Source organism: Novosphingobium sp. FSW06-99 (assembly GCF_001519065.1).
Taxonomy (GTDB): domain Bacteria; phylum Pseudomonadota; class Alphaproteobacteria; order Sphingomonadales; family Sphingomonadaceae; genus Novosphingobium.
Genome location: NZ_KQ954256.1, coordinates 249,601 through 268,657 on the forward strand (window position 1 = coordinate 249,601; position 19,057 = coordinate 268,657).

The window sequence follows — 19,057 nt, forward strand, 5'->3', positions numbered from 1 at the left end:
GGCAACCTTTCGCGAGGGTTATTCGGGGGTAAAGGTGATCGTCGTTCCCTTGGGCTGATCGGGCACGACAAACCGCGCCCCTGCCGGCGCCGCCAGCGCGTGCCCGTCGATCTGCGCGCGATACTGCCCTTCGCCGTGAACGACGATTGCGATCTGGTGCCACCACGGCGCATAAGAACCGGTGCGCGGCGCCAGCGTCAGGCTGCGCAGGCGGCCATCGACGCTGATGCAGGTGATCGTCTGGCGCAGCGCCACGCCGCGCGCAAAGGCCATCGAATGGCCATCGTCGTCATAGATCGCCCCGCCGCAATCGGGGCCGGGATAGACATCGAGTTCCAGCGGGCCATCGGGCCGTTGCGCGGTCGATTGCACCAGCGGCTGACGCACCAGCACCGTGCCCGCGCGCACAAACACCGGCAGCACTGCCGGATCGGGGGTGATCGTCAACAGGCCATACCCGCCCAGCGATGCGGGCGTTTTCACGGTGGTCCCGGTCCAGTAATCATACCATTGCCCGGTTGGCAGGCACGCCTGCCAGGCATTGTGCTGTTCGGGCCGGGGTGCGCCTGCCACCAGCAGCCGCCCGCCCAGCGTAAAGCTCATCTCGGTACGGCAATCCTCTCCGACCGCGGCCGGCCAGTCATAGATCACCGGCCGGGCAATCGGATCGCCGGTGCGCGCACTGGTTTCCGCCAGGGCATAGAGTGTCGGCATCAGGCGATAGCGTTCCTCGACATAGCGACGCCGGATGGCCAGTTGTTCGGGCCCGTCGACCCACGGTTCGGCGCGCGGCGCGCCCTTTTGCGAATGGTCGCGCATGATCGGCAGGAACGCCGAATACTCGAACCAGCGAGTCATCAGTTCGGGCGTCGGCCCGCCGGTAAACCCGCCGACATCGGTGCCTACCCAGGCAAACCCCGACAGCCCCAGCGACAATGTCTGCGATATCGCCAGCTTCAGATGGTCCCACGTTGCCGAATTGTCTCCGGTCCAGGTCGCGGCATAGCGCTGCCCCCCGGCATAAGAGGCGCGCGTCATCACAAAGGCCCGCTCGTCGGGCGCCAGCGCGCGCAACCCGTCATACGTCGCGCGCGTGTTCAGCATGCCGAACACATTGTGGATTTCGGCATGGGTCGCAGTGCGCGGGGCAAAATCATCGCTGGCGATGCGATGCACCACGTCCTCGGGCATCGTCTTGGTCGGTGTGTCAAAAATCGCTGGCTCGTTCATGTCATTCCAGATGCCGGCAACCCCGTCCTTTACCAGCGGCGCAAACAGACTGCCCCACCAGGCGCGCGTGCTGGCGCGAGTGAATTCGGGAAACACCGCAGGGCCCGGCCACACCGTCCCGACATAGACCGACCCATCGGCGCGATGGACAAACTGGTCGCCCGCCATACCGCTGTCATAGGGCCCATAGCCCTGCCCCGGCGCAGACGCGACATGCAGATCGGTGATCGCCACGGTCTTGATGCCCAGGCCGTCAAGATCGTGCACCATCCCCGCAAAATCGGGAAATGTCTGATGATCGACCGTGAACGGCCGGTTGCGATCCTGATAATCGATATCCAGCCAGATCACATCGGTCGGCACATGTTCGGCACGCAGGCGCGTGGCCAGCGCGCGCACTTCTGCCTCTGACATATAGGACCAGCGCGACTGCTGATACCCCAGCGCCCAGCGCGGCGGCAGCGGCGCGCGGCCGGTCAGCGCAGTATAGCGATGGACCACATCAGGCAGCGTCGGCCCGGCGATCACATAGTAATCGATCGGCCCGGCCTCGGCACCCATTTCCAGCGTGGTCTGCGCGCGGTGCCCGAAATCGAACCAGGTGCGCCAGGTCGAATCGAGCAGCACGCCATAGGCACCACCACGGCCCCCGGTGCTGATGAAAAACGGGATCGATTTGTAGAGCGGATCGGTCCCGCTGCCGAAACCAAAGGAATCCGAATTCCACAAGGCATAGCTCTGCCCGCGCCGGTCAAGCGGCCCGGTCTTGTCGCCTAGCCCCAGGATATGTTCGCCCAGCGGCAGATCGGCGCGCAGCGTAAAACGCGCACCGTCACGCTCGATCGGGTGCGCCGCTTCGCCCAGCACGGTGTGGCCTGCCGCATCCTCGAAATGGAGCCGCGCGGTGGCGGGATCATAGACCGCGCGCAACAGCGCCGTGGACAGCACATTGCCCGCCAGTGTCACCGGGGTCGCGCCGTGGCGCACGTCCGCCGGCACCGCCCAACTGGCATCTTGCGCCGGGGCGCCGACCGGCGCGATCCGCACGCGCATCACGCCCGGCGCGATGGCGTGTACCGTGACGGTCGTGCCGTCGCGGTCAACCACCAGATCATCGGCGTGTGCCGGGGTTGCTGTCATCGTGCATAGCGCCACCGCGCCAAACACGCCTGCGTACCATTTTTGCGGCAATGTCATGGGCGCACCTTTCCGCACTTTGGCGCGCCAGACAATCAGAACCTTAGATGTGGCAGAACCTTAAGTGTGGCGATAGACCGCCCGTTCGTGGCTGAAACAGCGAAATCCGAACACCCCGTGATAGCTGCCCATGCCGCTGGTGTTGACGCCGCCAAACGGCAGATTGTTTTCCAGATAGTGCGAAAACAGGCCATTGACCGTCACCCCGCCCGACGATGTGCGCGCCAGGATCTTTTCGACATTGGCCGCATCGGCGCTGTAGATATACAGCGCCAGCGGCTTGTCGCGCGCGGCCACATAGCCGATCGCCTGATCGAGCGTGTCATAGGTCATCACCGGGATCACCGGGGCAAAGATTTCGTCCTGCAGGATGGTCATCTGCGGGGTCACCCCGGTCAGCATCGTCGGGTGGATGGTCAGATCTTCGCTATCGAATTCGCCGCCCACCGCCACCGTCGCGCCCTGGGCAACCGCATCGTCGAACATCGCCTTCACCCGGTCGAAATTGGCGCGGTTGACGATCTGCGCGATGCCGTCCTTGCGCAAGTCGCCCGCCGCATCATAGAGATTGGCGCGCGTGCCGGCCCTGAACCCTTCGACCAGCGCGGCCTGCTGGTCGTGCTTCACCAACACATAGTCCGGGCTGATACAGGCCTGACCACCATTGAACTGTTTGGCGGCGGCCAGTTGCGCGGCGACCTGGCCGATATCGGCAGTGTCATCGATGATCACCGGCGACTTGCCGCCCAGTTCGAGCGTCACGCTGGCAAGGTGGCGCGCGGCGGCGGCCATCACGATCCTGCCGACGCGCGGGCTGCCGGTGAAGAAGATATGGTTGAACGGCAGATCGAGCAGCGCGGTGGCGACCGACACATCGCCCTCGAACAGCGCGACATCCTTCTCATCGAACGCCTCGCGGATGATCTGCGCGCCGATCCGCGCGGTCGTCGGGCAAAGATCGGTCAGCTTGACGATGCAGGTGTTGCCCGCCGCAATGGCCGCCGCGACCGGGCCGAGCGCCAGGCCGAGCGGGAAATTCCATGGCCCCAGGATCAGGCAGACCCCGCGCGCTTCGTGAACAATCTGCGCACGATCGGCCGGGTTGAGCGTGGTGGCGACGTCGGTCGGCTGCATCCACGTATCGAGATTGTCGATGTTGCGCTGGATATTGGCCGTGACATTGAGCACTTCGGTGACCCGGATTTCGCCAACCGGTTTGCGCGTGTCGGCCAGCACGGCGGCCACGATATCGTCCGCATGCGCCTCAACTGCCGCCTTGAGCCGCGCCAGCTTGTCCTTGCGTTGCGCGGCACCGGATGCCTTGGCCTCCCACTGATACGCCTGCTGAAGCGCGAAGACGCGCTGGATATCGGCGGCAAGATCGGCCGCAGTGGGGACAGATGGGGTCATCGGCTGTGGCATCCTGCGCATGGTTATATTTGTATGTCTTGCTAACAAACCAAGGCAGCAAACGCAACGGCAGCCACCACCACGACCGCAACCATGCGGTCCCCGGAGGGATATTGTCTGTTTCGTAAGGATCTCTGAATTGACTGGTGCCCAAGATGATGACTCGAAGTTCTTCTCCGTTTTGACCACAACCCGCAAATTTCGTCCCGCAATGTCCGGGGCTTGTGGTGGCAAAGATGTTGCTGTCAGTCCTCAGCGATTGGCTCACATGAATGCATCCCATCGCCTCCCGCAGATCGACCGGAACTTTGACCCGAAACTGATAAACCGACCCTCGCAACCACAGTCCCCGCGCTGGTATTGGGTATGACGATTTGGTGCTACAGTCCTCGCGACGATTTTTCGAACGATTTGAGAGTGTTAAGCCCGACTTTAATGCATCGCGGGATGACGTTTGGGGACCACAAGCATGGGAATCCGCCCGTTTAGTGGCAGATTTTCTTGATTTTTCAGATGTTTGGGGAGGCGTGGAGCGGGTAGCGGGAATCGAACCCGCCTAGCTAGCTTGGAAGGCTAGTGCATTACCACTATGCTATACCCGCTTGTTGGGGTCGCATTTGCATGGTTGGGCCCGGTTCGTCAATGTCCTGCAAAGCTGACCAGGGCATCGACGGTCAGGTTGGCGGCGCGCAGGCGGTCGGCGCCGCCGAGGTCTGGCAGGTCGATCACGAATAGCGCGTGGGTGATCTCGGCGCCGGCCTGGCGCAACAGTTGCGTGGCGGCGAGCGCGGTGCCGCCGGTGGCGATCAGATCGTCGATGACCACCACGCGGGCGCCGGGGCGGATTGCTGCGGGATCGATTTCCAGCCGGTCCGTGCCATATTCCAGCGCATAATCGATGCCCAGCGTCGGCACCGGCAGCTTGCCCGGTTTGCGCACCGGAACAAAGCCCAGGCCCATCTGTGCCGCGACGGCGGCGCCAAAGATAAAACCGCGGGCTTCCATCCCGGCGATCATCGTGGCCTGGGCGGCCGCGGCGCGTTCGGCCAGGTGGCGTACGGCGGCGGCCAGGCCTTCGCCGTGGCCGATCAGCGTGGTGACATCGCGGAACAGAATGCCGGGGCTGGGGAAATCGGGCACGGTGCGGATCAGGGTCTTGATCTGTTCGGGGGTCATGCAGGGGTGTCCAGGAATGAAGGGGCGGGCACGAAAAAGGCCACCGTTGCCGGTGGCCTCTGTTCGTTGGCAGGCGTCGTTGCCTGTGATCAGTGCACGTCGGCCCAGATGTTGCGCTTGGCCAGATAGGCGAGCGAGGTTGCCGCGATCAGGAACAGCACCACGGCCCAGCCGGTTTGCTTGCGCTTTTCCATCTTTGGCTCGGCGGTCCAGGTCAGGAACGCGGCCACGTCCTTGGCCATCTGGCCTACGGTCGCCTTGGTGCCGTCGGAATAGGTCACCTGGCCATCGGTGGTCAGCGGCGGGGGCATCGCGATGTTCAGATTGGCGAAGTAGGGGTTGTAGTACAGCCCGTCCGGAGTCTTGGAATCCGGGTACTTCTTGAGTAGCGCGGCAGGCTGATCGGTATAGCCGGTCAGCAGCGAATAGACATAGTTGGCCCCGCCGTGACGCGCCTTGGTGATCAGCGACAGATCGGGCGGGTTGCCGGTGCCCGCGTAATAGACCGGCGGGATATGGTCGGACGGAATGTTCGGGCGTTCACCGGCATCACCGGTCTTGACGTCAAAGGTCTTGGCCTTGGTGGCCCAATCTTTGGCGATCGCCTTCACTTCGGCCGGGGTATAGCCCAGGTCGGCCAGATTGCGGAACGCGATCTGCTTGAGCGAATGGCAGTTGTTGCACACTTCCTTGTAAACCTGGAAGCCGCGCTGCAACTGGCGGTTGTTGAACGTGCCGAACGGGCCGTCGAAGGTGAACTTCACATCTTCCTTGGGGTCGAGGTGAAAGTCCTTCGCCGCCGTCGACGGATCGGGCTCGCGAATTTGCTGCACCACGCCGACCCCGAAGGACCAGAGCAGGGCTGCCGCGAAGAAAAGGCCAACCAGAGGGCCAAAGATACGGACCATTGCGCAGTCTCGCTTTCGTTTCCTGGCCGCTTAGGCGGCTACGGCTTCATCGGTGCCGAGCACGGCTTGCGTGATCGAGAACGGAAGCGGTTCCGGTTTCTCGATCGACGAAACGATCGGCAGGATGACGAGGAAGTGGAGGAAATAATACGTCGCGGCGATCTGCGAGATCAGCACGTATTTGGTTTCCGCCGGCGAACCACCGCAATAGCCCAGCACGAGCACGTCGATGACCAGCAGCCAATAGAACTTGCGGAACAGCGGACGATAGTGCCCCGAACGCACCGGCGAGGTATCCAGCCAGGGCAGGAAGAACCACACCAGGATTGCCGAGAACATCGCCAGCACGCCCATCAGCTTTGCCGGGAAGAACAGGAAATCGGCAGTGAAGGCGCGCAGGATCGCGTAGAACGGCCAGAAATACCATTCGGGCACGATATGCGCGGGCGTCGACATCGGATTGGCGGCGATATAGTTGTCGGGGTGACCCAGCGCGTTCGGAAAGAAGAACAGGAACGTGCAATAGAGCACCAGGAACACGCCCAGCCCGAACCCGTCCTTGGCCGTGTAATACGGGTGGAACGGCACGGTGTCGGATTCGCTTTTCACTTCCACACCGGTCGGGTTCGATGAACCGGGAATGTGCAGCGCCCAGATGTGCAGGATGATCACCGCCGCGATCACGAAGGGCAGCAGGAAGTGGAGCGAGAAAAAGCGGTTGAGCGCGGCGTTGTCGGGCGCAAACCCACCCAGCAGCCACTGTTGCAGTGGTTCGCCCACCAGCGGGATGGCCGAAAACAGCCCGGTGATCACTTTGGCGCCCCAAAAGCTCATCTGCCCCCAGGGCAGCACATAGCCCATGAACGCGGTCGCCATCATCAGCAGGAAGATCACCACGCCCAGCAGCCAGATCATTTCGCGCGGCGGCTTGTACGAGGCGTAGAAGAACCCGCGGAAGATATGGATATAGACCACCACGAAGAACGCCGAGGCGCCGTTGGCATGCGCATAACGCAGCATCCAGCCCCAGTTCACGTCGCGCATGATGTGTTCGACACTGTCGAAGGCCACGAGCTGATTGGCGGCATAATGCATCGCCAGAATTACGCCGGTGACGATCTGCAGCACCAGGCAGAACCCGGCGAGCACGCCGAAATTCCAGGCATAGTTGAGATTGCGGGGGACCGGAAATCCGCCACCGACGGCATTGTAGACGAACCGCGGCAACGGCAGCTTTTCGTCAAGATAGACCATCAGGGGATGGGTCGGCTTGTAGTGTTTAGCCCACGGAAAGCTCATCGCCGGTATCCTCAGCCGATCTTCACGACAGTGTCGGAAGAAAATTCATACGGAGGCACCTCAAGATTCTTGGGCGCCGGGCCTTTGCGGATGCGCGCTGCGGTGTCGTAGACCGAGCCGTGGCAGGGACAGAAATACCCGCCATATTCACCCTTTACCTCACCGGGCCCCGCGCCGAGCGGAACGCAGCCGAGATGGGTGCACACCCCCATGGTGATCAGCCAGTTGGTCTTGTTCGGCTTGGTGCGCTGTTCCAGCGTAGCGGGATCGCGCAACGTGGCGGGATTGACCGCATCGGCCTCGGCGATTTCCACCGGGGTCAGATTGCGGACAAACACTGGCTGTTTGCGGAACATCGTCTTGATCGCCTGCCCCGGCGCGATCGCCGAGATGTCGACTTCGGTCGAGCTTTCCGCGAGCACGTCGGCCGATGCGCTCATTTGCGAAATCAACGGAACCAGCACGGCGATCCCGCCGACACCGGCGAAACTGACTGCGGCAATATTGATGAAATCGCGTCGCCTGACGCCTTCGCCGTGAATTTCAGAAGAGGCGACTGTCGCCCCGTCAGCCTTGAGCAGGTCCGTCATTGAAAGTCCTTGCCTTATGCTTCACGCACACACGTTAACCGTGCAGGCGCGGCTGCATTGATCCTTTTTGCTCCCCAGATGAAGCATAACGAGGACCGTAATGCTCCATTTATTTCAAGGTTGCGACTGCCCAAGCGCGCAATGGCGACAGACGTGCGACCCCGACTTTCGACCGGCGTGATAGCCATAAACAAGCTGCTTTGCCAACAGCCATTTTGGTCTTTGCGGGCAGCCCTTGTTAAGAGTCCGATGCAAAATCCGCGCGAGAGCGGATTTTGAAGACGGCCCCGGCCCCCTTCCCCACCTGACCACCCTACGATAGTACCTGATGGGTGGTCGGGTGCGGGAGCGGGCCGGGGCCGTCTTCCTTAATAGCTCAGGTTTGAAATCCGGCGCCATCGGGCCAGTCGGGTGCGGCCAGACCCAAGACCTTGAACAGCGTCCCCATCGCCTCTGGCGCGGCCAGCCGGTGCGCGGCGGCCCGTATCGTCGGTGCCTGATCAGGCGCGGCCGCGCATAGCGCTGCTACCCGCGCGCCCAGCCCGAGCGCGATCAGGAACGTGCCCTGTTCGGCCGTGCCCAGCCAGCGCGCGCCACTGCCCGTGGCGATTGCGGGCAGATCCGAAAAATCGACGTGTGCGGTCAGATCGGCCTCGCCGGGCCAGGCGAACGGATCGACTTTGGCATGCGCGCGCAAGGCCTGGAGCGAACTGCCGTGTGCCGGCGCGCTACGCCCGTAATCGATGATCAGCGCGGCACCGCCCTGCGCCGCCAGCCGTCGCGCCACTTCGCCGGTGATCGCGGCCGCGGCGGGGCAGGTTTCGATGATCGCGCCCGGCTGTGCATCGGCCAGTGCGGGCGGCACTGCCGCATCCATCGGGCGCTCACCCGCAACCGGCACCAGCCGATCGCCACCTTGCGTACGTTCGAGCCCGACCATGCGTTCGCGCCAGCCAGCTTCGGTGCGCACCAGTTGCCGCACCGGCAGCGCGTCGAGAAATTCGTTGGCCACGATCAGCAGCGGTGCGTCGTCGGGCAGGCTGGCCATGTCCTGGTGCCATTGCGCTTGGGGGAACAGCCGGGCCTGCACTCTGCGCAAGGCGGTGCTGGCCTCGACGAAATGTACCTGGGGGATCAGGCCGAACCGCCGCGCCGCGCCCAGCGCATCGCGCGCCAGGGTACCGCGTCCGGGGCCGAGTTCGACGTAATGCACGGGGGCGGGCCGCCCGGCGCGGTCCCACACGTCGGCCAGCCACAGCCCGATCAGTTCGCCGAACATCTGGCTGATTTCGGGCGCCGTGATGAAGTCGCCCGCGCTGCCCAGCGGATCGCGGCTGTCGTAATAGCGCGCGTTCGATTCGGCCATGAATTGCGCCACGCTGATCGGGCCGGTGGCCGCGATCAGGCGAACGAAGCGGTCTTTGGCAGTCATCGCGCGGGGATCGTCAGGCCGGCATCGATTGCACCGCAACGCCCAGCGGCGGGCGACGCAGCGCACGCACGATCAGCGCCACGCCGATCGCGATCATCGGCAACGTCAGCCACTGACCCATCGACAGCCCGGTGGCGTGGGCAAAATCTTCCAATTGGCGATCGGGCTCGCGGAAATATTCGACCACGAACCGCGCCATGCCATAGCCGGTGGCAAAAGTGCCCACCAGCAACCCCTGGCGCCAGCGCGCGCGGGTGGTCCAGAACAGCGTGATCAGCACGGTGCCCAGCACGATCCCTTCGAGCCCGGCCTCATAAAGCTGGCTGGGATGGCGCGCGATATCACCGCCGCCGGGGAACACGATCGCCCAGGGCAGCGCGGGGTCGGCGGCGCGCCCCCACAGCTCGCCATTGACGAAATTGGCGCAACGTCCAAGGAACAGGCCGACCGGCACGCATGGCGCGATGTAATCGCACACCCGTATGAAATCGAGCCGCCCGCGCCACGACACCCACGCGATTGCCAGCGTCGTGCCGATCAGCCCGCCGTGAAAGCTCATCCCGCCCTGCCACAGCTTTAGCAGGTCGAGCGGATTGGCAAACAGTTCGGGCGCGTAGAACGTGGCATAGCCCAGCCGTCCGCCGAAGATCACCCCCAGCGTGGCATAGAAGAACAAGTCTTCGGCATGGCGCTGTGCCATCGGCGCGCCGGGCAGGCGCAATTCGCGGGTAACGTGCCAATAGGCAAAAATGATCCCCACCAGATAGGCCAGCGAATACCATTTTATCGTGAAAAAGCCCAGATCGAGCGCAATCGGCGACAAATGCAGATTTTCAAAACGGATCGGCGTGTGCGCGCCAGCCAAGGATGCCGCAGCGTCACTCAGCACCGGCAGCATGCCGGCGACCGACTGGGCCACCCATTGTGCGACATCGGGGGTTGCGACCGATAGTGACAGCACGCTGCGAACTCCTTAAACGTTTTGAAACGGGACCTTTCCGGTGCCGGCGGCCCGGGTCACGGCGCGCCGCCTTTTGGCACAAGGGTGGGTGACTGTGAACGTGCAAACGACAATGGGCGAAGCCGAATTCCGCGTGGCGGAAGGCAGGTTGGAAACGCCGCTGGAGATGGTGCCGACAATGAAGACCGAACTCGATCTTGCCCTGTCACAGGTCATGGACAGCCTGGTGGCGCCGGGCGGCATGATGCAACTTGGCACCCATCGGCAATACGATCGCGACCTGCCGATCATCGCGGCGGCACCGCCCAGCCTGGCGCATTATTTCGCGCATTTCTGCACCCTGCATGGCGACCGGGAATTCCTGGTTGATGATGGCGTGCGGCTGACTTTTGCGCAGACCCTGGCCGCAGCGCGTGCGGCGGCGGGCGGGCTGATCGTCAGCCATGGCCTGGCGCGGGGCGATCGGGTGGGCATTGCCGCGCGCAATTCGGCCAACTGGGTGGTGGCCTATATGGCCGTGCTGATGGCCGGCGGGGTGGCGGTGCTGCTCAATGGCTGGTGGTCGGGCGAAGAACTGGCGCATGGTCTCGATCTGGTCGGGTGCCGGCTGGTGCTGGCCGATCGGCAGCGCGCCGAACGGTTGGCCGCACATGGGCATGGCGCGCAAGTGCTGCCGATCGTGCACGATTGCCTGCCCGAACAGGGCCTGGCCGCGCTGGGCCACGACACCGATGTCGCGTTGCCCGTGCTGACCGCCGACGATCCGGCCACCGTGCTGTTCACTTCGGGATCGACCGGCACGTCAAAGGGCGCGCTGTCCGATCATCGCGGGGTGGTGCAGGGCACGTTCAACTATATCGCGCAGACGGTGATGGCGCTGGGGGTGATGACCGCGCGCGGCGAGGCGCCCGATCCATCGACCCAGCCCTGTGCGCTGGTCAATGTGCCGTTGTTCCACGTGACCGGCGAAGTGCCGGTGCTGTTGCAGTCGTTTGCCATCGCGCGCAAACTCGTGATCATGGCGCGCTGGGACGCGGCGCGCGCGATGGACCTGATCCAGCGCGAGCGAGTGACCTATTTTGTCGGTGTGCCGCTGATGAGTTTCGAGATCGCCACGCACCCCGATCGCGGCCAATACGATCTGTCGTCGTGCGTCACGTTTGCCGCCGGAGGGGCGCCGCGCCCGGTCGATCATGTCGCGCGCATCCGCCGCGAATTGCCCCATGCCTTTCCAATCCTGGGTTATGGCCTGACCGAAACCAACGGGGTGGGCTGCGGCAACTTCAACGAAAACTATCTGGCCAAGCCCGGCAGCACCGGATCGGCTTCGCGCCCGCTGGTCGATCTGGCGATTCTCGATGACGACGGCAATGCCCTGGCGCAGGGCGCCACGGGTGAAGTCGCGATCCGCAGCGTGGCCAATTTCATCGGCTATTGGAACAATCCCGAGGCCACCCGCGCGGCGATCATGCCCGATGGCTATTTCCGCACCGGCGATCTGGGCTATATCGACGAGGAAGGCTATCTGTTCATCGTCGACCGCAAGAAGGATATCATCATTCGCGGCGGCGAGAACATCAGTTGTATCGAGGTGGAAAGCGCCATCTATGGCCACCCAGCGATTGCCGAAGCGAGCGTGTTCGGCCTGCCGCACGAGCTTTACGGCGAAGTTCCGGCGGTGGTCTATCTGGCCAAGCCGGGCACCAGCCTTGATGGCGAAGCGCTGCGTGCCTGGCTGGCGGACCGAATCGCCGCGTTCAAGATCCCGGTCAAATTCTGGCAGGTGACCACCCCGCTGCCGCGGCTGGGCACTGAAAAGGTTGATAAACGCGCACTCCGCGAAACCTACCAGCGCGAATGGGCAGAGACTGGTAAGTGATCATGCGCTAAGGGTGGCGGCATGCTGCCCCGGATTGCCAACCAGCGTGCGATCATCGATCGACGTGCCCTTGCCGATGATATCACTGCGCTGGTCGCCCAGCGTGGCGATGCCGCGCAGGCGCGTGCGACGATTGTCGAAATGTTGCGCGCCAGCCTGGCGGCGGGCCGTGAAGAGCTGGTGCGGCGGCTGGCGCTGCACCCCTCGCACGGTACCGAATGTGTCGAGGGACAGGCCTTCCTGATCGACCAACTGGTGCGCGTGATCCACGATCATGTGGTGGCGCGGGTCTATCCGGCGCGCAACCGGTCGACCGGCGAACGCATCGCGATCGTCGCGGTGGGCGGCTATGGCCGGGGCGAAATGGCCCCGCATTCGGATGTCGATATCGCCTTTGTCACGCCCAACAAGCCGACCGCCTGGTGCGAACAGGTGATCGAGGCGATGCTTTATTTCCTGTGGGATCTGGGGCTGAAGATCGGGCATTCGACTCGCTCGCTCGACGATCTGGTGCGCCAGGCCAAGGCTGATCTGACCATCCGCACTGCCTTGCTCGAAGGGCGCTATGTGTGGGGTGACCGGCCCTTGCACGAAGAGGCCCAGCGCCGGTTCTGGACCGATGTCGCCGCCGGGACCGAGCGGCAGTTCGTCGCGCAGAAGCTGGCCGAACGCAACGAACGGCACAAACGGCTGGGTGACAGCCGCTATGTCGTCGAACCCAATGTCAAGGAAGGCAAAGGGGGCCTGCGCGATCTGCACACGCTGTACTGGATCGGCAAATATATCCACAAAGTGCGCGATCCGTCGGAACTGGTCGATGTCGGGCTGTTGACCGGGATCGAATATCGCGCGTTCCGCCGCGCGGAAAATTTCTTCTGGGCGGTGCGCTGCCATCTGCACATCATCACCCGCAGACCCGAAGACCGGCTGACGTTTGATCTGCAACGCGAGGTGGCGCTGCGCATGAACTTTGCCGACCGCCCGGGCAAGAGCGCGGTCGAACGGTTCATGCAACTGTTCTTTCTTCACGCACGCCAGGTGGGGTCGTTGACCGGGGTGTTCCTGGCGCAGCTCGACGAACAGTGGGCGACGCAGCGGCTGGGCTTTTTTGCCAAGCTGCGCGCGCGGCGGCGGGCGCGGCGCAAGATCGGGGTGTTCACCATCATCGCTGACAAGATCGCCGCCGGAGGGGACGATTTCTTTGCGCAGGACCCGGTGCGGCTGATCGAGCTGTTCCATGTTGCCGACCGCGAAGGGATGGAAATCCATCCCGAAACGATGCGCCAGGCGCATCGCGATGCCGGGCTGATCGATGCCGCGGTGCGGCGCGATCCGCGCGCCAACCAGTTGTTCATGGATATCCTGACCAGCCGCCGTGATCCCGAAACGGTGCTGCGCTGGATGAGCGAGGCGGGCGTGTTCGGCCGCTTCGTGCCCGATTTCGGCCGGGTCGTGGCGCAGATGCAGTTCGACATGTACCACCATTACACCGTCGACGAGCACACCATCCGCGCAATCGGCCTGCTGGCGCGGATCGAACGGGGCGAGGAAAGCACCGTGCACCCGCTGGCCAGCGCGATGATCGGGCGGATCGTATCGCGCCGGGCGCTCTATGTCGCCACGCTGCTGCACGACATTGCCAAAGGGCGGCAGGGCGATCATTCGGTGCTGGGTGCCGAAGTTGCGTTCAAGCTGTGTCCCCGGCTGGGACTGAACCCGGCCGAAACCGAAATGGTCGCATGGCTGGTGCGCTGGCACTTGCTGATGAGCGCGACCGCGTTCAAGCGCGATCTGGCCGATTACAAGACGATCGCCGACTTTGCCGGGCAAGTGCAAAGCGTCGAACGGCTGCGCCTGCTGCTGCTGCTGACGGTGGTCGATATCCGCGCGGTGGGTCCGGGCATCTGGAATTCGTGGAAGCGCCAGTTGCTGGGCGATCTTTACGAATTGACCCACGACATGCTGCGGCTGGGGCACAAGCAATATGGCCGCGCCGAACGCATCGCCGCCAAGAAAAAGGCGGTCGCCGCGATCCTGAAGGAACGCGACGCGCTGATCGGCACGGTCGGCACCAAGCTGATCGATGCCTACTGGATCGCCGAGCCCGAAGACATCATCGCGATGAACCTGCAACAGCTCGACATCGCGCTCGACGAGCCGTTGTCGGTAGAGGCGCGCTATTACCCCGCGCGCGGGGCCACGCTGGTCACAGTGATCGCCGCCGACCATCCAGGGCTGTTCTATCGCATCGCCGGGGGCATCCATCTGGCCGGGGGCAACATCATCGATGCGCGCATCCACACCGCGCGCAACGGCGTGGCGGTCGACAATTTCCTGGTGCAGGACCCGCTGGGCCGCCCGCTGAACGAGGCGGTGCAGATCGCCCGGCTGAAGACCGCGATTGCCGATGCGCTGGCCAACAAAGTCAAACTGTCGCCCAAACTGGCCGCGCGGCCGCTGGCGCGCACGCGTGCAGAGGCGTTTGTCGTCCACCCCATCGTGATTTTCGACAACACCGCGTCCGACCGGTTTACCGTGATCGAGGTCGGCGCGCTCGACCGGCCCGCGCTGCTCAGCCGTCTGGCGCGCGCGCTGTTCGAGGCGCGGTTGATGGTCCATTCGGCGCATATTGCAACGTATGGCGAACGCGCGGTCGACACGTTCTATGTGACCGATGTGCTGGGCAGCAAAGTCACCGGCGAGACGCGGCTGCGCACGATCGAGCGCCGCCTGATCGAGGCCGCGGGCGACGCCGATATCAAGGCGGCGGCGTAACGCTGGCAATTGCGGGCGCGCCGCGTATCATCGCGCGATGACCGATGCACACTATCTTGGCGGTTCGATTCTGCTGGCGATGCCGGGCATGGGCGACTCGCGTTTCGACCATGCCGTGATCGCCATGTGCGTCCATGATGCCAATGGCGCGCTGGGCATTGGCGTCGGCGCAATCCATCCCGGCGTCACCCTGCACGGTCTGTTGCGGGATCTCGGTATCAAGCCGGGGCTCGCGCCGGATGCCCCGATCCACGCCGGGGGGCCAGTCGAACAGCAGCGCGGCTTTGTGCTCCACAGCGCGACATGGGACGCGCCCGGGACAATGCCGGTGTCGCCGCAATGGAGTCTGAGCGCCTCGCTCGATGTGCTGCGGGCGATTGCCGACGGGACGGGGCCGGAGCGCTGGCTGGTGGCGTTGGGCTATGCCGGCTGGGGCGCCGGGCAGTTGGAAGGCGAAATGCGCCAGCACGGCTGGTATGCGGCGGCAGGCCGGTCCGCGATCCTGTTCGACACCCCGCACGAAACACGCTGGCATGCCACCTGGCGCGCCGAAGGGATCGACCCCGCGCACCTGGTTGCGGCGACCGGGCGGGCCTGATCAGCCAGCCAGACGGCGGAGCGCCGCTTCGCGGCCGATCAGCGGCAGCAGTGCCTTCATGTCCGGGCCGTGGTCCATGCCGGTCAGCGCACGGCGCAGCGGCGCGAACAAGTCCTTGCCCTTGCGCCCGGTCGCCTCTTTCAGCGCGGCGGTCAAAGCGCTCCACGGGTCGGTGGACCAATCGAGCGTGGCGGCGATCCCGGCCGCTGCATCCAGATAGTTGCGCGTTTCGGTGTCTGTTGCGGGTGCGACGATCGGCCCGGTGATCACCTGCCACCAGTCGGCGGCCTGCGCCACGCGGTCGAGATTGGGGCGGATGGCCAGCCAGGCCACTTCGTCCATCCCCTGCGGCAGGCGATCGGCAACCGCCGCAAAGGGCAGGCGGTGGATCACGCCTGCGTTGATGCGATCAAGCTCTGCCTCATCAAACCGCGCCGGGGCCCGGCCAAACCGCGACAGATCGAACGCGGCGGCAAGATCGGCGGGATCGAGCGTGGCATCGACCGGATCGGCAGTGCCTAGCCGCGCCAGCAGCGCAATGATCGCCTGTGGCTCGATCCCCGCCTCGCGCATGTCGGCAACGCCGAGCGAACCCAACCGCTTCGACAGCTTGCCCTCCGCCCCGGTCAGCAGCGCGGCATGGGCAAAGCGCGGCACGGCGGCGCCCAGTGCGGTGAACATCTGCACTTGCGTGGCGGTGTTCGACACATGGTCTTCACCGCGCAGCACGTCGGTTACGCCCATCTCGACATCGTCGATCACGCTGGGCAGCATATAGAGCCAGGTGCCGTCGGCGCGGCGCACCACCGGATCGGACATCTGGCGCGGGTCGAACGCCTGGGCCCCGCGAATGCCGTCGTTCCATGCGATCGGCGTGTCGTGGTCGAGCAGGAACCGCCAGTGCGGCGCCTCGCCCGCGGCGGCGCGCGCGGCATGGTCGGCCTCGGTCAAGGCGAGCGCGGCGCGGTCATAGATCGGCGGCAGCCCGCGCGACAACAGCACCTTGCGCCGCAGATCAAGCTCGGCCTGCGTTTCATAGCAGCGATAAACGCGCCCTTGCGCGATCAGCCGCGCAAACGCCGCCTCATAGATAGCAAAGCGTGCCGACTGGCGTTGCTCGGCATCGGTGTCGAGCCCCAGCCAGGCCAGATCCGCACGGATCGCCACGACATGTTCCTCGCGGCTGCGCGCGGCATCGGTGTCGTCGATGCGCAGCAGGAACGTGCCGCCGTGACGACGCGCCAGCAGCCAGTTGTGCAGCGCGGTACGGATATTGCCGACATGCAGCCGACCAGTGGGCGAAGGGGCGAAGCGGGTGACGACGGTCATCCCTGCCCTATAGCGGTCAACCCGCGAACGGCAACAGCGCGACCGCGTGCAGCGTTGCCTGATAGAGCGCCTCGTGCCGATCGGCGCGCACGAAGCCTGCGATCTGGTCGGCAAATCCGGCGTGATCCGCGCGGCGCGCGGCAAGGGCCAGCGCGGCCAGCGTGGCTTCGTCGGGGGTCAGCCGGGTGCAGCAGGGGCGCGCCACGCCAAACGCTTCGGGCCAGACCTGGGTGACCGTACGAAGCAGGCCGTCGATCGCGGTGGCGGCTTCGACATTGCCATAACGGCGCGCCAGATCGGGCAGCGGATCGCGCCCCGCGCGTTCGAACAGCGCGGCCAGACGCGTCGCCACCACCAGTTCGGCAGCGACCAGCGGCAGCGCGCGCAGATCACCGGGCCGGGCCAGCGCGGCGATGGTGGCCCGCGCCGGATTGGCCGCGTGCGAAGGCGGGATGGAAGGCGGCATCGGGCAATCTCCATTTTTGCGAACGATTCGCAAGTTATGATGCGCAAGGCCGTCGGTCAATGATAATCATTCGCAACAAGACGCGGGCGACTACCCTCGTCGACCGGTTGCGCCCACCCGCAAGCCGTGTACTCTGAAACCATCATGCCGGTGCGCCCGTCTGCGCCTGCAGCCGACGAAAGGACGATGCCGATGATCTTGCGCGTGCTGGCCACCTCGATTGTGGCGCTGGCGATCGCCGCCCCCGCCCTGGCCGAACCGGCGCAGGACCCCGCCATCGCGAAAATCATCGACGAAGGCATGCAGCGCAGCGAGGTGATGAAGACCGCCTCGGCGCTGTTCGACGGTATCGGCCCGCGCCTGACCAATTCGGACAACCAGCGCAAGGCGCAGGCCTGGGCGATCGCCCTGCTCAAAAGCTATGGCCTGGCCAATGTTCACGAAGAACCGTTCCATTTCGGGCTCGGCTGGAATCTCGACAGCTATGCCGTCAACATGGTTACCCCGCGCAAACTGGCGCTGACGGTGATCCCGATCGCCTGGTCACCGCCGACCGAGGGCACGCTGACCGCGCCGGTGATCGTCGCGCCGATGTCGAAGGAAGAACACCTAGCCCGGTGGAAGGGCAAGCTGACGGGCAAGATCGTGCTCATCTCGATGCCCGGCGAAACCAGCGAGAGCAAGGATGCGGTGTTCCAGCGCTACACCGACAAGGATATCGCGGAATTTGACCACTATGATCAGCCCGTGTTCGATCCGCTGACCAAACCGCGCTGGCTCAAATCGCTGATGTTCGCCGAACGGGCCGCCGCCTTTGCCAAAGCCGAAGGCGCCGTGGCGGTGGTGACAATGGCCTATCGCGATGGCAAACTGGTGTCGGGCGAGGGCTATCACTTTCAGCCAGGCCATACCCTGGCCCTGCCGGCGGTGCAGATGGCGCAGGAGGATTACCGCCGGCTGGTGCGGCTGGCCGCAACCGGCACGGCGCCGCAATTGAGCGTGACGGTGGCCGCGCATTATGATGACAGGCATCTGGATGCCACCAACATCATCGCCGAAATTCCCGGCAGCGATCCCAAGGCAGGGGTGGTCATGGCCGGGGCCCATTTCGACAGCTGGATCGCCGCCGACGGCGCCAACGACAATGGCGCGGGCTCGGTCGCGCTGATCGAGGCGGCGCGCCTGATCCAGAAACTGGGGATCAAGCCGCGTCGCACCATCCGTTTTGCGCTGTGGGCTGGCGAAGAGCAGGGTTTGCTGGGTAGTGAGGCCTATGTCTCCCAGCATTTTGCCACGCGCGCAATCGACCCGGCGTTGACCGGGATCGAGGCTTATCTGGCGTGGGACAAGGCTTTCCCGATCACGCCGAAGCCCGAATATGCTACGCTCAAGGCCTATTTCAATGTCGACAACGGCTCGGGCAAGCTGCGCGGGATCTATACCGAGGGCAATCCGGGGGTGAACGCGTTGCTGGGCGATTGGCTGGCGCCGTTCAAATCGATGGGCGCGGGCGCACTGGTTGCCAGCAAGACCCATGGCACCGATCATGAAAGTTATCAGGCGCTGGGGCTCAACGGCTATCAGTTCATCCAGGACCCGCTCGATTACGAAACGCGCGTGCACCATTCGACGCTCGATACGCTCGACCACATGCGCGCCGACGACATGCGCCAGATCTCTGTGGTCTGGGCCGGTGTGCTGTGGCAGGCCGCGACCAGCGACAAGGACCTGCCACACCCGCCGCTGCCCACTCAGCCGGTGCCGACCGACCCATTCAAGGTCGCCGATCCCGACGATTGAGCCCGGC

Annotated in this window: 15 protein-coding genes and 1 tRNA gene; 4 read left to right on the plus strand and 12 right to left on the minus strand. The window is 64.5% G+C overall.

The annotated features are described in order from the left end of the window. Nucleotides 1–18: 18 nt before the first annotated feature. From AQZ49_RS11920 to lgt, 10 genes are all read right to left on the minus strand, one after another. A complete protein-coding gene (locus tag AQZ49_RS11920) occupies nt 19–2,427 on the minus strand; it encodes a glycoside hydrolase family 31 protein (protein WP_067615841.1) in 2,409 nt (802 codons plus the stop codon). A gap of 60 nt (nt 2,428–2,487) precedes the next feature. Continuing rightward, a complete protein-coding gene (locus AQZ49_RS11925; protein ID WP_369819123.1) occupies nt 2,488–3,795 on the minus strand; it encodes an aldehyde dehydrogenase family protein in 1,308 nt (435 codons plus the stop codon). Continuing rightward, entirely contained in the window at nt 3,692–4,177 is a 486-nt protein-coding gene (locus AQZ49_RS22995) for a DUF6538 domain-containing protein (protein ID WP_369819121.1), read from the minus strand. Before AQZ49_RS22995 ends, AQZ49_RS11925 begins: the two co-directional genes overlap by 104 nt. Nucleotides 4,178–4,365: 188 nt before the next feature. Then, nucleotides 4,366–4,439: transfer RNA gene (locus AQZ49_RS11930), tRNA-Gly, on the minus strand. Between the two features lie 37 nt (nt 4,440–4,476). Continuing rightward, the gene (locus tag AQZ49_RS11935) at nt 4,477–5,013 is read right to left on the minus strand and encodes an adenine phosphoribosyltransferase (RefSeq protein ID WP_067615845.1); all 537 of its coding nucleotides are present in this window, start codon (nt 5,011–5,013) and stop codon (nt 4,477–4,479) included. A gap of 89 nt (nt 5,014–5,102) precedes the next feature. Then, entirely contained in the window at nt 5,103–5,921 is an 819-nt protein-coding gene (locus AQZ49_RS11940) for a cytochrome c1 (RefSeq protein ID WP_067615847.1), read from the minus strand. A 30-nt stretch (nt 5,922–5,951) separates the two neighbouring features. Further along, nucleotides 5,952–7,220 (minus strand): cytochrome b, encoded by a 1,269-nt coding sequence (locus tag AQZ49_RS11945; protein WP_067615849.1) that lies wholly within the window; start codon nt 7,218–7,220, stop codon nt 5,952–5,954. 11 nt (nt 7,221–7,231) lie between these two features. Then, nucleotides 7,232–7,810, minus strand: coding sequence for a ubiquinol-cytochrome c reductase iron-sulfur subunit (gene petA / locus AQZ49_RS11950; RefSeq protein WP_067615850.1), 579 nt, complete (start codon nt 7,808–7,810; stop codon nt 7,232–7,234). Nucleotides 7,811–8,186: 376 nt separating this feature from the next. Beyond that, entirely contained in the window at nt 8,187–9,242 is a 1,056-nt protein-coding gene (locus AQZ49_RS11955; RefSeq protein ID WP_067615852.1) for a class I SAM-dependent methyltransferase, read from the minus strand. Nucleotides 9,243–9,255: 13 nt separating this feature from the next. Beyond that, nucleotides 9,256–10,140, minus strand: a complete 885-nt coding sequence (gene lgt / locus AQZ49_RS11960; RefSeq protein ID WP_067616108.1) for a prolipoprotein diacylglyceryl transferase — start codon at nt 10,138–10,140, stop codon at nt 9,256–9,258. A 241-nt stretch (nt 10,141–10,381) separates the two neighbouring features. On the opposite strand from lgt, the gene AQZ49_RS11965 reads away from it, so the two are divergent. Genes AQZ49_RS11965 through AQZ49_RS11975 form a run of 3 tightly spaced genes read left to right on the plus strand, consistent with a single transcriptional unit; the run spans nt 10,382 to nt 15,455 of the window. After that, a complete protein-coding gene (locus AQZ49_RS11965; RefSeq protein ID WP_067616110.1) occupies nt 10,382–12,082 on the plus strand; it encodes a class I adenylate-forming enzyme family protein in 1,701 nt (566 codons plus the stop codon). Between the two features lie 21 nt (nt 12,083–12,103). Next, complete coding sequence (locus tag AQZ49_RS11970) at nt 12,104–14,857, plus strand: [protein-PII] uridylyltransferase (RefSeq protein ID WP_067615854.1); 2,754 nt, start codon at nt 12,104–12,106, stop codon at nt 14,855–14,857. A gap of 37 nt (nt 14,858–14,894) precedes the next feature. Continuing rightward, nucleotides 14,895–15,455, plus strand: a complete 561-nt coding sequence (locus AQZ49_RS11975; RefSeq protein WP_067615856.1) for a YqgE/AlgH family protein — start codon at nt 14,895–14,897, stop codon at nt 15,453–15,455. On the opposite strand, the gene gltX is transcribed toward AQZ49_RS11975, so the two are convergent. Next, the gene (gltX, locus tag AQZ49_RS11980) at nt 15,456–16,784 is read right to left on the minus strand and encodes a glutamate--tRNA ligase (protein WP_067615858.1); all 1,329 of its coding nucleotides are present in this window, start codon (nt 16,782–16,784) and stop codon (nt 15,456–15,458) included. A gap of 16 nt (nt 16,785–16,800) precedes the next feature. Then, on the minus strand, nt 16,801–17,250 hold the full coding sequence (locus AQZ49_RS11985) for a hypothetical protein (RefSeq protein ID WP_067615860.1): 450 nt from the start codon (nt 17,248–17,250) through the stop codon (nt 16,801–16,803). 186 nt (nt 17,251–17,436) lie between these two features. Between AQZ49_RS11985 and AQZ49_RS11990 the strand changes: the two genes are divergently transcribed. Continuing rightward, nucleotides 17,437–19,050, plus strand: coding sequence for a M20/M25/M40 family metallo-hydrolase (locus AQZ49_RS11990; RefSeq protein ID WP_082701747.1), 1,614 nt, complete (start codon nt 17,437–17,439; stop codon nt 19,048–19,050). The last annotated feature ends 7 nt before the right edge of the window (nt 19,051–19,057 follow it).

What these genes read in the sequence shown, in the direction of transcription:
- AQZ49_RS11920 (WP_067615841.1), bottom strand. Translation starts at nt 2,427, where the DNA reads ATGACATTGCCGCAAAAATGGTACGCAGGCGTGTTTGGCGCGGTGGCG.
- AQZ49_RS11935 (WP_067615845.1), bottom strand. Translation starts at nt 5,013, where the DNA reads ATGACCCCCGAACAGATCAAGACCCTGATCCGCACCGTGCCCGATTTC.
- AQZ49_RS11940 (WP_067615847.1), bottom strand. Translation starts at nt 5,921, where the DNA reads ATGGTCCGTATCTTTGGCCCTCTGGTTGGCCTTTTCTTCGCGGCAGCC.
- AQZ49_RS11945 (WP_067615849.1), bottom strand. Translation starts at nt 7,220, where the DNA reads ATGAGCTTTCCGTGGGCTAAACACTACAAGCCGACCCATCCCCTGATG.
- petA (WP_067615850.1), bottom strand. Translation starts at nt 7,810, where the DNA reads ATGACGGACCTGCTCAAGGCTGACGGGGCGACAGTCGCCTCTTCTGAA.
- AQZ49_RS11955 (WP_067615852.1), bottom strand. Translation starts at nt 9,242, where the DNA reads ATGACTGCCAAAGACCGCTTCGTTCGCCTGATCGCGGCCACCGGCCCG.
- lgt (WP_067616108.1), bottom strand. Translation starts at nt 10,140, where the DNA reads ATGCTGCCGGTGCTGAGTGACGCTGCGGCATCCTTGGCTGGCGCGCAC.
- AQZ49_RS11965 (WP_067616110.1), top strand. Translation starts at nt 10,382, where the DNA reads ATGAAGACCGAACTCGATCTTGCCCTGTCACAGGTCATGGACAGCCTG.
- AQZ49_RS11970 (WP_067615854.1), top strand. Translation starts at nt 12,104, where the DNA reads ATGCTGCCCCGGATTGCCAACCAGCGTGCGATCATCGATCGACGTGCC.
- AQZ49_RS11975 (WP_067615856.1), top strand. Translation starts at nt 14,895, where the DNA reads ATGACCGATGCACACTATCTTGGCGGTTCGATTCTGCTGGCGATGCCG.
- gltX (WP_067615858.1), bottom strand. Translation starts at nt 16,784, where the DNA reads ATGACCGTCGTCACCCGCTTCGCCCCTTCGCCCACTGGTCGGCTGCAT.
- AQZ49_RS11985 (WP_067615860.1), bottom strand. Translation starts at nt 17,250, where the DNA reads ATGCCGCCTTCCATCCCGCCTTCGCACGCGGCCAATCCGGCGCGGGCC.
- AQZ49_RS11990 (WP_082701747.1), top strand. Translation starts at nt 17,437, where the DNA reads ATGCCGATGATCTTGCGCGTGCTGGCCACCTCGATTGTGGCGCTGGCG.